The sequence below is a fragment of the Larkinella fluvii genome, from assembly GCF_051857545.1.
Taxonomy (GTDB): Bacteria; Bacteroidota; Bacteroidia; order Cytophagales; family Spirosomataceae; genus Larkinella.
In genome coordinates this window covers 153,973-170,123 of record NZ_JBPZHB010000009.1, presented here as the reverse complement: position 1 = coordinate 170,123, position 16,151 = coordinate 153,973, and the positions used below count along the sequence as shown (strand labels likewise).

Sequence of the window (16,151 nt, the reverse complement as noted above, 5' to 3'; positions counted from 1 at the left end):
ATACACCTCATCATGGAACCTACCAAAGAATTGTTGTTTACGTACTTTGCCGGTCAGGCCACGTCGGTCCAGCAGAAAGTGATCGGCGAATGGCTGACTCGCCCGGCCAGCCGGGAAACGTATTTTCAGTGGCTGGACGAATGGGAGCGAAGCTTTCCGCAGTATGCCCCCGATTTCGCCCATCACCTCGACCAGTTCCGGCAACGGCTCGACAATCCGGACGAAACACCGGCCCGGGTGATCCGATCGCTGCCGGAGGAAATCCGCCCGTTTTGGCATCCGGGCCGCTGGCTGATCGCGGCTTCCCTCACGTTCGTGTTGCTGGCTGGCGGCTGGTTTTTTCGGAAACCGCTTTTCTACCAGACCATTACGACCAATGCCTACCAACTCCGTTCGCTGAGCCTGCCCGACGGCTCCACGGTGGCGCTCAACAGCAACTCGTCACTGCAAATGCCCCGGATGGGCTACGGCTGGTTTTCCCGGCGGGTGGCCCTGAAAGGCGATGCGGTTTTTGACGTGAAGCACCTTTCCACGCACCAACCCTTTGTCGTTCAGGCAACGGATGGCCTGGAGGTGGAGGTGCTGGGAACGGAATTTTCGGTGCGAAGCCGGGCCGCCCACGCCGAAGTGGTGCTGAAGCGGGGGAAAGTAAATCTCCACTACAAAACAGCCAATCAACCGGCGCAAAACCTGCTGATGAAACCCGGCGACTGGGCAAGACTCGATGAAAAAGGGGCCTTACGCTTGCAGCAGCAGGCAGACACGAACCGCTTTGCCCATTGGCGCTACCGGCTTTTTAGTTTCAATAATACCTCCCTGCGCGAGGTGGTGCGCCAGATCCGGGCGGTTTTTGGCGTTAATGCCCAGCTCGCCGATCCGGCGCTCGCCCGGCGAACGCTGACGGGTACCATTCGCGCCGGTTCCTCCGACGAACTGGCCGAGGCCCTTGCCGAACTGCTTGATCTGAAACTCAGCCACCGCGACCAGAATCTCATTTTTTCAACCCCTACCGAAATCCCACTTACCCAATGAGAAAATCAATACCGCTTGCACTGGCCACTGGCTGGTTGCTCAGTGTCGGTTACGGCCACGCCGTAGCCCAGACGCTGGCTTTTGTCCGAACACAGCAGACCAACTACCCACAGGCCGGAAAAACCACGCCCACCCTTGGGGTGAGCCAGCCGTTGAAAAACACCTTGCTGCAATTGAAGGACTATTACGGCGTCGATATTTTATTCGAAGAATCAGTCGTGGCACGACACCTGAGCCCGGCCGAACCGCTCAACCTCAACGCCCGGCTGGAAACCAATCTCAACCTGTTGCTGAAGAAGTACGGGATGCGGTTTAAAAAACTGCGCTCCGGGGCGTATCTGATTTTGCCGCCTAAAAACGAGCGGACAACGATTAGTGTACCCGTTGCCGCCACATCCGCAACCGCCGGAACCGGCCCCGTTTCGCTGGATGGCCTGATGAGTCTGTCGACCATTCAGCCCATTGAAACGACCCGGGCCGATGTCCGGATAACCGGGCGGGTCACGAGCGAAACCGGCGAGGGGCTGCCCGGCGTCAGTGTGGTGGTGAAAGGTACCTCACGCGGAACGACGACCGATGTGCAGGGTCGTTATCAACTGAGCATTCCCGACGAGGCTACCGCGCTGGTTTACAGCTTTGTGGGTTACGTGAGTCAGGAGCAGTTGGTTCAAAACCGCTCCGTGATCGATATTCAACTGGTGCCGGATACCAAATCGCTGAACGAGGTGGTGGTAGTGGGCTATGGCCAGGTGAAAAAGAGCGATCTGACGGGGGCGGTGGCCACGGTTCCGGTCGAAGAAATTCGCAAAGTAGCCGTCACGTCGCTCGATCAGGCGTTGCAGGGCCGGGCGGCTGGCGTCCAGATTACCCAGAACTCGGGCGCACCGGGCGGCTCAACCAGCATCCGCATCCGGGGTGGCAACTCGATTCAAGGCGACAACGAGCCGCTGTATGTCATCGACGGTATTCCCTTCAAAAACGATGGAGCCAATTCCGGGTCGAGCTTTAACGTGCTGAGTACGCTCAATCCCAGCGACATCGAGTCGATTTCGGTGCTGAAAGATGCGTCTTCCACGGCCATTTACGGGTCGCGGGGCGCAAACGGCGTGGTAATTATCACGACGAAACGGGGAAAGGCCGGAAAATCGACCATCACCTTCGATACCTATTACGGAATTCAGAATGTGCGCCGGAAATACCCGGTTTTGAACGGACGCGAATACGCCCAGTTTGTCAACGACGCCAACACGAACGAAGGCCGCCCGGCGGTGTATACGCCCGCGCAGGTCGATGCGTTTGGCGAAGGCACCGACTGGCAGGATGAGATTTTCCGGCAGGCCCCTATTTCCAACTACCAATTATCGATCAGCGGAGGGGATGAAAAAACGCAGTATGCCATTGCGGGCGGTTACTTCAAACAAAATGGCGTGATTGTCAACTCCGATTTTGACCGGTACTCGTTCCGGGTCAATCTGGACCGCAAGCTGACCAATAAAATCAAAATTGGCAACAGCCTGACTGTCAACCGCACCGTTACCAACCAGGCCCGCTCGGACGGCGATTTGGGCAGTGCTGGTCTGGTGACGATGGCCGCGCTCCAGTTTCCGCCCATTCTGCCGGTTCGGAACGCCGACGGTTCCTATCTGCTGACCAATCCGGCACTGGCTTTCACCGCCGACAACCCGGTGGCGCTGGCCCGCGACAACAAAAACCGCAATACGGCCTACCGCGTTTTTGGTAGTATTTTCGGTGATTACCAGATCATTGACGGGCTGAGCCTGCGTGTTTCGCTGGGGATCGACGGGATTTTGCAAAAACAGGATTCGTACTTGCCCCGCTCGGTTTCGAGTGGTCTGGCTCAGGGCGGATCGGCGGCTATCTTTAATTCACAGGCCATTACCTGGCTCAACGAAAACCTGCTGACCTACACCCGTACCTTTAACAACGACCACAACGTAACGGCCCTGATTGGGTATACGCAGCAGGCCAGCCGGACGGAAGCCAACCGGGCGCAGGCACGTAATTTTGTGAACGACAACCTGGGTTCGAGCAACCTGGCCTCCGGTTCGGTGCCCTTGACGCCCGAATCGAGCATTGGCACCTGGGGACTGCAATCCTATCTGGCGCGGCTGAATTACGGCTACAAAGACAAATACCTGCTGACGGCTTCGTTCCGAACCGACGGTTCTTCCCGGTTTGGCGCGAACAACCGATTTGGCTATTTCCCCTCGGCGGCCCTGGCCTGGCGGGTTTCGGAAGAAGCCTTTTTGAAGAACAATGCCGTGATCAGTGATCTGAAACTGCGAATGACGTACGGTACGACCGGCAACCAGGACGGGATTGGCAACTACCCGGCGTATTCGCTGCTGGGTACCCAGAACTACGTATTTGGAAACACGGTTTCGACGGGCCTGGGGCCGAATCAGATTGCCAACCCGGATCTGTCGTGGGAAACCACTTCGCAGGCCGATGTGGGCATAGACGTCGGTTTTCTGAATGACCGGATTACCCTGACCGCCGATGCGTATCTGAAACGGACGAAAGACCTGCTGTTGAATGTGACGGTTCCGAGTACGTCGGGTTTTTCCAGTGCCATTAAAAACCTTGGCAAAGTGGAGAACAAAGGCATCGAACTCAGCATCTCGTCGCGCAATCTGGTGGGAGCTTTCAAGTGGAATACCGATTTTAACTTTGCCCTCAACCGCAACAAAGTGCTCGATATTGGCGGAGCACCCCAGATTTTCGCCGGGAGTGTTGCCAACATTGGCCAGGGCCTCAACTCCGGAATCATTCGGGTGGGCGAACCGCTGGGGTCGTTCTTTGGCTACGTGACCAACGGCCTGTACCAAACCACGGACGAACTGACCGCTCTGGCCGATCCGCAGGCCCGAAAACCGGGCGATCGCAAATACCTGGATCTGAACGGCGACAAGAAAATCGACGACAACGACCGGACGATCATCGGCCGGTCGCAACCCAAGTTCATCGGCGGAATCAGCAACACGTTCTCATACAAGGGTTTGGAACTGACGGCATTCTTTCAGGGCGTTTACGGAAACAGCATTTTGAATGCCAACCGTTACGAACTCGAATACCTGAACGCGACCACCAACCAGAGCCGGGATATGCTGAACCGCTGGACGCCTACGAACACCAATACCGACATCCCACGGGCTTCGACCACCCGGCCTGCCAACCGCGTGTCGACCCGGCAGATTGAAGATGGGTCGTACCTGCGGCTGAAAAACATTCAACTGGCGTACAACTTACCGGCCTCCGTACTCAAAGGGCTGAAAATTCAGTCGGTACGGGTCTATGCAACGGCGCAGAACTACCTGACCTGGACCAACTATTCGGGATACGATCCGGAAGTAAACCGGTTTGGTCAGGACAGCCGGAGCCAGGGCTTCGACTACGCCAGCTACCCCGCGGCCAAAACACTTCTGTTCGGACTTAACGTAGGATTTTAACACTATGAAAAAACACCTAATCCTTCTCTGCCTGATCGGCCTGATGACGTCCTGTGAAGTGCTGGACCAGAAGCCCGAATCGAATTTTACGCCCGCGAATTTTTATAAAAACGCCGACGATGCCAAAGCGGCTGTCAGTGCGGTCTATGACCCACTGAACAACGCGAACCTGTATAGTCAGGTGATGTGGATTTTGCAGGATCAGGCCACCGACGATGCCGAGTGGGGCAATGGCCGCTCGACCGCGAACCAGCCGAAAAACGACCTCGACAAATACACGTTTACCCCGGCCACCAATACGTTTCAGGCCATCTGGTCGACGGTCTATTCCGCCATCAACCGGGCCAATGCGGTGATTACCCGCTTACCGGCCGTTCCGATGGATGAGGCTCTGAAAGGCCGCTACCTAGCCGAAGCGAAGTTTATGCGCGGTTTTTATTACTTCACGCTGGTTCGGCTGTTCGGGGGCGTACCCATCATGACCACCGAAACCACATCGCTGAATGACCTGAGCGTGGCCCGGGCGTCGGTGGATGAGGTTTATACGCTGATTGTTCAGGATTTTACGGAAGCCGAAACCGTACTGCCCGCGAGTTACACCGGAGCGGATCGGGGCCGGGCCACGAAAGGAGCCGCAACCGCCTATCTGGCAAAGGTCTATCTGACCCGTCAGGACTGGGCGAAGGCAGCGGCCAAGGCGAAAGAGGTGATCGATTCGGGGCAATACGATTTGTGGGCCAACTTTGCCGATGCCTTTCTGATCGCCAACAAAAATGGCAAAGAAGCCGTCTTCGAAATGCAGGCCCTGAGTGGTGGTTTTGGAGAAGGCAGTTGGATGCAGGGATATATGCGCCCCAATTTCGACCGCGTCAACGGCGTTGCCGGTTTTGGCGATGACCCCGCCACCGAAAATCTGTACAGAGCCTACCGCGACGATGACAAACGCCGGAATGTTACCCTAAGACTCTATTCGGCCACCAGCACCCCGGCGGCTCCGGCCAGTGTGTTGTTTCCGTGTTACGTCTACAAATACCTGGACCCGGCCGCAACCGGTAACGCGGATGGCGGGAATAATTATCCGATCATTCGCTACCCGGACGTGTTGCTGATGTATGCTGAAGCCCTGAACGAGTTGGGTGCCAACAATGCTGAGGCTTATGCCACCATCAACCGCATTCGCAACCGGGCGGGCTTACCCAATCTGGCCCCGAACCTGACGCAGGCCCAGTTCCGGGATAGTGTGCTGCTGGAACGACGGCTGGAACTGGCTTTCGAAGGCCACCGGTGGTATGACCTGGCCCGGACGAAACGGCTGATCAGTGCAATGAAAGCCCAGAATCCGGCGATTACTGTGGCCGAGCACCATTATCTGTTCCCCATTCCCCAAACGGAACGCGATGTGAACCCCAAGCTGGAGCAGAATCCGGGGTATTGAATTTTCGGTGTACGGTTTTCGGTATACGGTTTTTCGATTTACAGTTGAAAATCATTAGTTAACAATAAATGGGGAATGAAAAACAACGCGTCAGCCACCGAAAACTGTAAACTGAAAACCGAAAACCGTTATATCATGCAGCGTCGAACGTTTTTGCAAAGTACCCTGGCCGTTGCCCCGTTTTTGGGTCCGTCTCTGGTTGGGAATGGGCAACCGAATGCCGCAGAACCTCATCCGGTGGTCATCAATGCGGGGGTTGGCGGCAACAATACCGTCGATTTGCTGGCCCGGATCGAAAAAGATTGCCTGGCGCAGCGGCCCGAACTGACCATTCTGATGGCCGGAACCAACGACGTGAACAGCAAAAAGTACGTTCCATTGCCGGTCTATGAGCAAAACATGCGGACGATCTGTTCCAGACTGATCGCAATCCGGAGCAAACTGGTGCTGATGACGATTTTGCCGGTGTATGAACCCTACCTGATGACCCGACATGATCCGGCTTTTTACCAGCCAGAGGGCCATGCTGCCCGAAAAAAGGCCATGAATGACGTCATTCGGAAAGTAGCTTTGGACAACAACCTGCCTTTGCTGGATATGCACCATATTTTCGAAACCGTAGGGAACATTGGTCTGGAAGCGAGCAGCTTGCTGAAAAACGAAGCCAACAGCAACAAAACCGATGGGATTCATCCTACGCCGGAGGGTTACCGGACGATGGCCGTGGCCCTTTACACGTTTCTGGTGCAGCGTCAATTGGTGAAAAACCGCATCGTCTGTTTCGGTGACAGCATTACCCACGGTGACGGCGATGGTAAAAACTATCCGGCTTATCTTCAAAAACTAGTGGCAGCCTGAGTGCTGTCTTTCCTGAATCACTATGACTTTGTACAACCCGTTCGCTTCTGAATTTTTTAAAAAAGGGTCCGTCACCAGCCTCCTGTTGGGCTTACTCCTGATGCTGCCCGGCTATCGTACGTCCATCCTTCAACCGTCTGAAACCCGAAAGGCAGTGGTGCGGAAGGCCGATGTGATCATTTATGGCGGCACCTCTGCCGCCGTCACGGCCGCCGTGCAGGTTAAAAAGATGGGCAAATCGGTTATCATCGTGTCGCCGGATAAGCACCTGGGCGGTTTGTCGTCGGGGGGACTGGGCTTCACCGATACGGGCAACAAGGAGGTCATCGGCGGACTTTCCCGCGAGTTCTACCAGCGGCTTTATCAGCACTACCAGAAAGACGCTTCGTGGACCTGGCAGAAACGCTCGGAATACGGCAACAAAGGTCAGGGAACGCCCGCACTCGACGGCACCAACCGCACCATGTGGATCTTTGAACCACACGCGGCCGAGCAGGTCTTTGAGGATTTTGTCAGGGAAAACAAGCTGACGGTATACCGCAACGAATGGCTGGACCGGTCGGCGCAAGGGATTGAGAAACAGGCGGGGGCCATCACCTCGTTCAAAACGCTGGGCGGTACGGTTTATCAGGGAAAAGTGTTCATCGATGCCACCTACGAAGGCGATTTGATGGCGGCAGCGGGCGTGAAATACCACGTCGGCCGGGAAGCCAACAGTGTCTATAACGAAACGCACAACGGCGTGCAGGTTGGCGTTTTTCAGCACGGCCACTATTTCAAGAAAAATGTGAGTCCCTACAAGATCGAAGGGGACCCCAAAAGTGGTTTGCTGCCCGAAATATCGGCGGATGAACCGGGCGCAAACGGCACCGGCGACCACAAAATTCAGGCGTATTGTTTCCGGATGTGCCTGAGCAACCACCCCGAAAACCGTATTCCGTTCCCGAAACCCGCGGGCTACGATCCGAGTCGCTACGAACTCCTGGCCCGCGTGTTCGCCACGGGCTGGCGCGAAACGTTTGATAAATACGACCCCATTCCGAACCGCAAAACCGATACCAACAACCACGGCCCGTTCAGCACCGACTACATCGGAAAAAACTACGATTACCCCGAAGCGACCTACGAACGGCGCAAACAGATCATCCGCGACCATGAACTGTATCAGAAGGGGCTGTTGTATTATATGCAGAACGATCCGAAAATTCCGGCAGATGTTCACCAGGCCATGCAGCAGTGGGGGTTACCCAAAGATGAATTCAAGGACAACGGAAACTGGCCGCACCAACTCTACATCCGGGAGGCCCGTCGGATGCTGGGCGAATTTGTCATGAAAGAAGTCGACGCCCTGGGCAAAACCGACGTGCCGAATCCGGTGGGCATGGGTTCCTACGCGCTGGACGCCCACAATTCGCAGCGGTTTGTCAAAAAAGACGGTTTTGTTCAGAACGAAGGCGATATCGGTGTTCATCCCGACAAGCCATATTCGATTGCTTATGGTTCAATCGTACCCAAAGAAAACGAGTGCAAAAACCTGCTGGTGCCGGTTTGTGTGTCGAGTTCACACATTGCCTACGGTTCCATCCGGATGGAACCGGTGTTCATGATTCTGGGACAATCAGCCGCCACAGCCGCCGTGCTGGCCATTGACGGCAAGACATCCGTTCAGAAAGTACCGTACGCGAAACTGAAAGAGGTGCTGCTCAAGGACAAGCAGCGGCTGACGCTGTAGGAGAAAGAGAATTTTAAATGGAAAATGATGAATGGTAAATGTAAAAGGAGTCTCCAAGCCCGCACTTTTACATTTACCATTCATCATTTTCCATTTAAAATTCTTTACAGTAAAAACCAACGTAGCTAAGTGGTTTTACATCAGCACGATACCTTGCTATTTTCTAAATCCTCTTTATCTTTGAAAGACCCGCGAGATTCACCCTGACGCTGTTGCCTATGACCCCCATACGTCTCCTCTTAACGGATGATCACGAAATTATTTTGGACAGCCTGTCCCTGCTGCTGAGCCGCATCGAAGGAGTGGAAGTGGTTGGTACGCTGAACGACAGCCGCGATGTCATGGATTTTTTGGGGAATCACGAGGTTGATATCGTGCTGTCGGACATGAACATGCCGCACCTTGACGGAATTAATCTGACGCTGAAAATCCGCCAGCAGTTTTCCCACATCAAAGTGCTGATGCTGACGGTTTCGGAAGATGCCGACAGCATTCGGGAAGCATTTCGGGCCGGTATTTCGGGCTACGTCATGAAAAAAGCCGGGAAAGCCGAACTGGAGAAAGCCGTGAAAACCGTGGCCCGTGGGGAGAAGTATTTCTCGGAATCGGTCATGACCCAGTTGGTGGCGCTGCCGGTAAGCCCGGTTCGGGCGCTGGATGAAGCTCCAGCGCCCCTGTCGCCCCTAACCGACCGCGAACTGGAGATCATCCGGCTCGTGGCGCAGGAGCTTTCCACCAACGCCATCGCCGAAAAACTGTTCATCAGCCCCGGAACGGTCGAGACACACCGCCACAACATTCTTCGAAAACTGGCCGTCAAAAATTCAATTGGCATCATCAAATACGCCGTCCGGCACGGCTTGCTGTAACGTCAGGGCTGTTTTAACTGGCCATCGGAATCTGGACATTCACACAGGTGCCGCCTGGTTCGGGGCTTGAAATGTAGAAACTGCCGCCCAGCCGTTCCAGCCGCGACTGAATATTGCGCATGCCAACTCCGTCCGAAAGCCTGTTCTCATCAATTCCTGCGCCGTCGTCCTGAATGGTCAGTTTGAGAAAACCGTTCTGGCGGTGCAGGGCAATCCCGGCACTGCGGGCGTTGGCGTGTTTGAGAATATTGTTGACCAGTTCGAGCGAAATGGCGTAGAGTTCGTAGGCGGTTTTTCCCCGCACGTCCGCGCCCGAGTCGTCCACTTCCAGCAGAAACCGGGTGCGGTTCTGCACGTTCAAGGTATCCGTCAGTTTGATCAAAGCCGCCTGTAAGCCCTGTTTTTCGATAATTTCGGGCATCAGGTTGTGCGAAATCGCCCGGATGTCGTCGTAGACTTCACCCATGTGATCCAGCAGGCGTGTGTGTTCCCGCTGCTGGCCGTCGTCAAACTGCGAGGTATCCATGGCTTCGAACCGCCACTTCAGGGCCGAAACTTTAGCCGCCACGCTGTCGTGCAATTCGCTGGCCACCCGCTTCCGTTCCATCGTCTGACCGCGGTAGAGCGCGGCTTCAATCTCGGCATTTTTCCGGGAAAGCGCTTCGTTGGTGGCCCGCAGCCGCCGGTTGCTCCAGAACACGTAGCCGAGCGTTCCGGCACTGAGCACCAGCAACGCAATCAGGAAATTGCGCGACTGGGCCAGTTGATCTTTTTCCAGCGTCGTAATGCGGTTTTGTTGCTGGGCCTGCTGGAGCCGGGTTACCTGCTGTTTTTTTTCAAAATCGTAGGTCATGCTGGCCACCGTCGCTTTCTGAATGGCTTCTTCATTCAGCATCGTATCGGCTTCCGCTTTATACCATTTGAAATAATACAGTGCCTGGGCGGGCTGGTTCAGGTGATCGTAGGAAACGGCCAGTTGCTGCAGGTATTTGGTGCGTTCGGGGCGCATTTCACGAATGTCTTTCGTCCAGGCCAGCCCGGTTTTGGCATACGGAATCGCCCGTTCATACTGCTTCCGTCCGATGTAAATTTCCCCGAAATTATGCTGGGCATTGTGCTCCAGGGCTTCCTCGGTTTTCTCAACGGTTTTTCGGTACGTGTCCTGCGAGCGTTGCGAATAGGCGAGGGCCTTGTCATACTGGTGGAGGGCAATGTACATCCGGCCCACCGCGCCGTAGGCCCGCGCCAGATTACTGGGCAGGTACGGATTCTCATACGCTTTCACCTGTTCGAGGTAAAGGGAAAGTGCCGCCGTGTAGTGGCCTTTTCGCTCGAAGATTTCCGCTTTTTTGCCGATCAGAAAGGTTTTAACCAGACGATCGTTCAGCCGGTTGGCAATTTTTTCGCCCTCGGCAAAACAGGCCAGCGCGTCGTCATACCGGTTGAGTTTCACGTAAGCCGCGCCCAGATTCGGTAGGGTTGACCGCAGGCTTTTCCAGTCGTTCATGCTTTCCTGAATCCGCCGGGCCTTAAGCCACAGATTGATCGCTTCGACGTACTGTCCTTCCCCCATTTGCATGATCGCCAGTTCGTTGTACGCCTGTGCTTCCCAACGCCGGTCGTGGCCTTCCCGAAACTTCGCCAGGGCCTGCTGCAACAGGGTTCGGGCTTCGGGGAGTTTCGCCATGATGTTGGCATACAACTGCCCCCGCCGGAGAAAAACCTGCCCCTGCAACGACAGATCACGGATGGATACGGCCTGGTTGTAGGCTGTATCCAGTTGAGCGTGAGCGGTTTTTGTGTCAGACAGGTAATCGGCTTCGATGCGGGCCAGGGCCAGCCGGGCGCGGATTTCGCCCGTCGGGTAATTTGCTTTTTGGGCCACCTGCAGGCCCGTACGAAGCGTTTGGATGGCGAGAGAATCATAGCCATTCCACCAGTAATTGGTGGCCAGTTCGTGCAAGGTCAGAACACGAAAACTATCCGCCGGGAGCTGTTTCAGCCGGTTTTGCAACGAATCGATTACCGGATTCTGGGCAAGGGCGAACGTACCGGAAAGTAGCAGGAGCAGAAGGTTGCGCATGGCCTGAAAAGAGAAAGAAGACACCGAAAGTACGGATATAAAACGTTCAAGAACAACGGACTACCGTAAAATATAGGTTTTCCTATAGACGTAAAATACAGGTTTCCCGGAGTCGAAAATCAGGGCTTTTCCCGATTTCCTCCCGCCGACCGATTCCCCACCTTTGTATCGTCCAAACGGTAAAATAGTCCAACCCTACAACGTATTAACTCCTGTCACTCATGGCCACTCGAATAGAACGGTTTGTCATCCGCCATCTTACCGGCACCAAAGCCAACCAGGTCGAAGAATTCGACTACAAAAAGTACACTGAACTGACGTTCGGGCGGGGCATCGCCAACGACCTGCGGTTCGATCCCGAACTAGACTCGACGGTTTCCCGCGAACACGGCAAACTCGTGAAAGAAGAAGGCCCGCTGCCGGTTTTCAAGGTGGTCGATAACAACTCCCGGAACGGTATTTTCGTCAACAAAACCCGCATTGTCGGTTCGGCGATTCTGCAACCGGGCGACGAAGTGCAGCTTGGCCAGGGCGGCCCGGTTTTCCAGTTCGACCTCAACCCCCGCCCCGCCGAATGGATGCAGAGCACGCGGGTGGTTGACATGCCCGCACCCTACAACCCAACCAGTGAATTCAAAATGCCCGCCCCGGTTGCCGACGTTGATGCGTTTTCCGGTGTGCCGGCCAAGGTGGGCCTGGGCAAGCAAACCGTCGAACGGATGATGGTGACCGAACGCAAAAAAACAACGCGCTCGGTGCTGGTGGGAGCCGCCCTGGTGCTGGCCATTCTTTCGGGCATTGCCTTCGCGTTTAAGGACAAGTTCCGCACCAATACCACGGTGGTTGTCAACCGACCGGTTGTGTTACCGGCTTCCAAACCGGATCATTCCCTGACAACCGAGCAAATTGCCACCGCCAACACCAGCAAAGTGGTTTTCATCGAATTTGGCTACAAACTGATCTACACCCCGACCGGCGACGATATTTACCACCAGTATATGCCGGTCAAACAATGGGACGGTACCACTAAAAATATTCCGATGTACATTGAAGTCGAACCCGGCCAGATCGAACCGCTGCTGGGGCTGAAAAAAGACGTGGCCGTGGGCGAACCCATTGCCATGCACGGGGCCAGCGGATCGGGTTTTGTGGTTTCGCCCCAGGGCCACATTCTGACCAACCGCCACGTGGCTGCCGCCTGGAATTCCTACTACAATTTCCCGCCCGATGCGTTTCCCGGCCTGTTGCTGGTGCAGGGTGCCAAGGGTTGGGAAATCAGCCCGGAGCGGGTGCAGCCGTTCCGCTGGGTGCCGGGTGAAACACGGTTTTTTGGCAAAAAACCGATGTCGGGAAAAGTCATCGAAGGCGTCAATACGTACCTCGACGTGACTTTTAACAAAAACGAACAACGTTTTCCGGCCAGCGGAAAACCCATCATCTCGCCGAAACACGATGTGGCCATGATCAAAATCGACCTGGCTGAAACGCTGTCACCCGTTCAGATGCGCAATGCGGAAAAAGACATTGCCTCGGGCCAGTTGGTCACGGTGATGGGTTATCCCGGTATTTCGCCGGATGTGTTTGTGGGTGAAAATTCGTCGGATTTTGCCAATCGCAACCCGCAGTTTGTTAAGGTGCCGGACGTGACCGTCACCCCCGGCAACGTCGGCAAAATCATCAAAGGCCAGAGCAGCGGTAAGTCGTCCAGTTATTACAGCGAGTTCGGGGATTATTACCAGCTCACGGTGAACGCCACCGGCGCGGGCAACAGCGGAGGGCCGGTTTTCGACCGGGAAGGCAACGTCATCGGCATATTCACCGCCAGTAACACCACGCAGGATGCGACCCGCATCACCTTCGCCGTGCCCATCTCGTATGGCCTGGAACTGATGGGACGTCGGCAGGTGGTCGATTGATTCAAGTCCTGAAAAGATGCTTTAACGAACTGATAGTAAGAACGTTCATGAGAAAAATCGTCCAGTATCTTTTCGGGAAAAAATTGTCACCCGCCTTGCCGGAAACCGTTGAAGAAAGCGTGTCGGCGGAACGCGGGGGGGAAGAGTCGACCCCGCTGCCCGTCGTTTCCGGCGACCTCAATGCCATTGTCGTTTCGGACATTGGGAATGTCCGGAAAAACAACGAAGACACCGGTTTGTTCGTCCGGCTGGCCGATGAAGGCATCCGCCGGGTTAAAGGGTATCTGTTGCTGGTGGCGGATGGCATGGGTGGGCATCTGGCCGGGGAGATCGCCAGTCAGATGGCCGCCGAGATGGTCAGCCGGGAGTATTTTCAATTCCGCGATACCACTGAAAACAGCCTGATGCGTGCTTTTCAGATCGCCAACCGGCAAATTTTTGACGAGTCGCTTCAACACGAAACCTTCCGGGGAATGGGGACAACCTGCACCGCCGTGGTGGTTCAGAACGAGCAACTCTACTTCGCGCATGTGGGCGACAGCCGGGCGTATCTGTACAAAAATGGCCAGCTCGTTCAGTTGACGGAAGACCATACGTATGTCCAGCAATTGCTGAAAATGGGCGAAATCACGGAGGAAAAAGCCGCCCGCCATCCCGAACGCAACGTCCTGACGCAGGCAATGGGTACGAAAGCTGACCTGCGGGTGGATCTGGGCCGTTGTGTGTTGCCGTTCGATACCGGTGACCGGCTGCTGCTGTGTTCCGACGGTCTGTACGAATACTGCCGGGAAGACGATTTGCTGCGGCTGCTGGCCCAGGACACCTTGCCCCAGGTCGCTTCCGAACTCGTTCAACTGGCCAAAAACCGGGGTGGACACGACAACATCACCGTGGTTCTGGCCGAGCGAACCGTCGCCGGAACGTTGCCCGCCCCGCGCGAAACCCGCGAAATTGACGTACCCTTTACGCGTGACAGCGAACGTGCTCATGAATAACCAGAAGCCCACCCTACAAGGCCGTCTCATCCAGCACTACCGCATCGAATCGCTCCTGGGCGAAGGCGGTATGGGGACGGTTTATCAGGCAACCGATACGCTGCTGCAACGACTGGTTGCGGTGAAAATGCTCCACCCGCACCTCGTTTCGCAGACGTCTTTCATGGAGCGGTTTCGGAACGAAGCCCTGATCCTGGCCCGGCTTAACCACCCCAACATTGCGGTTGTCTACAATTTTTTGCAGGATAACGCCGACTATTTCATGGCCATGGAATACGTCGAAGGCGATAGTCTGGAAGCGTTGATTCGAAAAGCCGGGGCTTTGTCACCCGCCATTGCTGCGGAGGTTGTCAGACAGGGGCTCGAAGGCATGGCGCACGCGCACCGGAAGGGGGTTCTGCACCGGGACATCAAACCGGCCAACCTGATGCTGACGCCGGAAGGCACCATCAAGCTCATGGATTTTGGCATTGCCCGCGTGAGCGGGGAGCAGCGACTGACGCAGGCCAACCGCCTTGTGGGTACGCTCGAATACATGGCTCCGGAACTCATTGAAGGACAGGAGCCTTCGCCCGCTTCGGATCTGTATGCCATGGGCGTTTTGCTGTACGAACTGCTGTCGGGAAAACTGCCTTTTGCCAGCCGGACGGACTACGAACTGATGCAGGCCATTGTGCGGGAAAAACCGATTCCGCTGCGAAAACTGGATGGTCAGATTCCGAAAGAACTGGAAGCGGTGGTGCAAAAAGCACTGGATAAAAATCCGGCCAAACGGTTTGCCGACGCCAAAGCCTTTCAAAAAGCCCTGCAACCTTTTTATGCCTCGGCCCCGGTTCTGGATCCCGCCCAAATCATACCACCACTGCCGGTCACGGATGTGGTAGATATGCAGCCCAACCGAAAGCTGGTCGGAACCCAAAAAGCCGATTCATCCTTTTCGGAGCGGTTTTTGGCCCAACATACGCCGGACTGGTTTCGTACGAACTGGGAGTTTCTACTGGCGGGAACGCTCACGCTGGTCGCGGTGCTGTTTCTGGGGATGCTGCTGCTGGAACGCAAGCCGCTGCCCAAACCCACGACAAAAATCGGTGATAGCGGCAAGAAGCCATCGGCACCGGTAAAGCCCGTTGTTTCGCAAGTAACCTCGCCGACGCTGGTTTATGCGGAACCCCGCGAAAACCGGGTGACGGTTCCTGAACCAACACCTGATCCGGTTGAAAACAAACCCAAAACGAGCCTGCCGAAAAAACCGGGTGCAATAAAACCTAAAACCGTGCCGCCCAAATCGGTTGAGGAAACACCGGTGACTCCGCCCAAAGCAGAACCCGTTGCGCCGACGACTACCGAGCCCATGCCGGAACCGGTGAAACGACCGGTGACCCGCAAGTCGGTTGCCATCAGGCGTTTGCCGGTGAAGCTGGCGTTGAGCAACGATCTGTCGTCGTCCCGCGCTCAGGAGGGAGAGACGGTTCGGTTTCGGGTCATCGACGCGGTGGTGAGTGAGGGCGAAGTGGTGATTCTGGCGGGTGCGACGGCTTTTGGAGAAGTGACCCGGATCAGGCAGGCGGGCAACGATCTATTCCGGAAAAAGGACTTGCTCGAATTTCGGATCTATGCCGTTGAAGCCGCCAACGGCCAACGGCTCGCGTTGCGGTCGGCCACCATCAGTGAAGAAGTCAAAGGGAAACCGGTGGTTTTTCCGGCCGGCCAAACCTTCGAAGTCCGCACCGGCGACACGGTTCTTACTTTTTAATCCAGTAT

The 16,151-nt window shown here is 55.7% G+C and carries 10 protein-coding genes; 9 read left to right on the top strand and 1 reads right to left on the bottom strand.

Going from position 1 to position 16,151, the window contains the following annotated elements; translation table 11 throughout:
• The first annotated feature begins 12 nt into the window (after positions 1–12).
• From ACS5NO_RS23915 to ACS5NO_RS23890, 6 genes are all read left to right on the top strand, one after another.
• Positions 13–1,032, top strand: coding sequence for a FecR family protein (locus ACS5NO_RS23915; protein ID WP_439417469.1), 1,020 nt, complete (start codon positions 13–15; stop codon positions 1,030–1,032).
• A complete protein-coding gene (locus ACS5NO_RS23910; RefSeq protein WP_439417468.1) occupies positions 1,029–4,502 on the top strand; it encodes a SusC/RagA family TonB-linked outer membrane protein in 3,474 nt (1,157 codons plus the stop codon). Before ACS5NO_RS23915 ends, ACS5NO_RS23910 begins: the two co-directional genes overlap by 4 nt.
• A 4-nt stretch (positions 4,503–4,506) precedes the next feature.
• Positions 4,507–5,937, top strand: a complete 1,431-nt coding sequence (locus tag ACS5NO_RS23905; RefSeq protein ID WP_439417467.1) for a RagB/SusD family nutrient uptake outer membrane protein — start codon at positions 4,507–4,509, stop codon at positions 5,935–5,937.
• A gap of 135 nt (positions 5,938–6,072) precedes the next feature.
• The gene (locus ACS5NO_RS23900; RefSeq protein WP_439417466.1) at positions 6,073–6,795 is read left to right on the top strand and encodes an SGNH/GDSL hydrolase family protein; all 723 of its coding nucleotides are present in this window, start codon (positions 6,073–6,075) and stop codon (positions 6,793–6,795) included.
• A 100-nt stretch (positions 6,796–6,895) separates the two neighbouring features.
• Entirely contained in the window at positions 6,896–8,527 is a 1,632-nt protein-coding gene (locus ACS5NO_RS23895) for an FAD-dependent oxidoreductase (RefSeq protein WP_439417723.1), read from the top strand.
• 218 nt (positions 8,528–8,745) lie between these two features.
• Positions 8,746–9,396: a response regulator gene (locus tag ACS5NO_RS23890; protein ID WP_439417465.1), complete on the top strand. Its 651-nt coding sequence runs from the start codon at positions 8,746–8,748 to the stop codon at positions 9,394–9,396.
• A gap of 13 nt (positions 9,397–9,409) precedes the next feature.
• On the opposite strand, the gene ACS5NO_RS23885 is transcribed toward ACS5NO_RS23890, so the two are convergent.
• Positions 9,410–11,479, bottom strand: coding sequence for a tetratricopeptide repeat-containing sensor histidine kinase (locus ACS5NO_RS23885; protein ID WP_439417464.1), 2,070 nt, complete (start codon positions 11,477–11,479; stop codon positions 9,410–9,412).
• A 221-nt stretch (positions 11,480–11,700) separates the two neighbouring features.
• Here ACS5NO_RS23885 and ACS5NO_RS23880 point away from each other — a divergent pair, with 221 nt between their 5' ends.
• Genes ACS5NO_RS23880 through ACS5NO_RS23870 form a run of 3 tightly spaced genes read left to right on the top strand, consistent with a single transcriptional unit; the run spans position 11,701 to position 16,143 of the window.
• Positions 11,701–13,395, top strand: a complete 1,695-nt coding sequence (locus ACS5NO_RS23880; RefSeq protein ID WP_439417463.1) for a trypsin-like peptidase domain-containing protein — start codon at positions 11,701–11,703, stop codon at positions 13,393–13,395.
• 47 nt (positions 13,396–13,442) lie between these two features.
• Positions 13,443–14,390: a Stp1/IreP family PP2C-type Ser/Thr phosphatase gene (locus ACS5NO_RS23875; RefSeq protein WP_439417462.1), complete on the top strand. Its 948-nt coding sequence runs from the start codon at positions 13,443–13,445 to the stop codon at positions 14,388–14,390.
• Positions 14,383–16,143, top strand: coding sequence for a serine/threonine-protein kinase (locus tag ACS5NO_RS23870; protein WP_439417461.1), 1,761 nt, complete (start codon positions 14,383–14,385; stop codon positions 16,141–16,143). Before ACS5NO_RS23875 ends, ACS5NO_RS23870 begins: the two co-directional genes overlap by 8 nt.
• Positions 16,144–16,151: the final 8 nt, after the last annotated feature.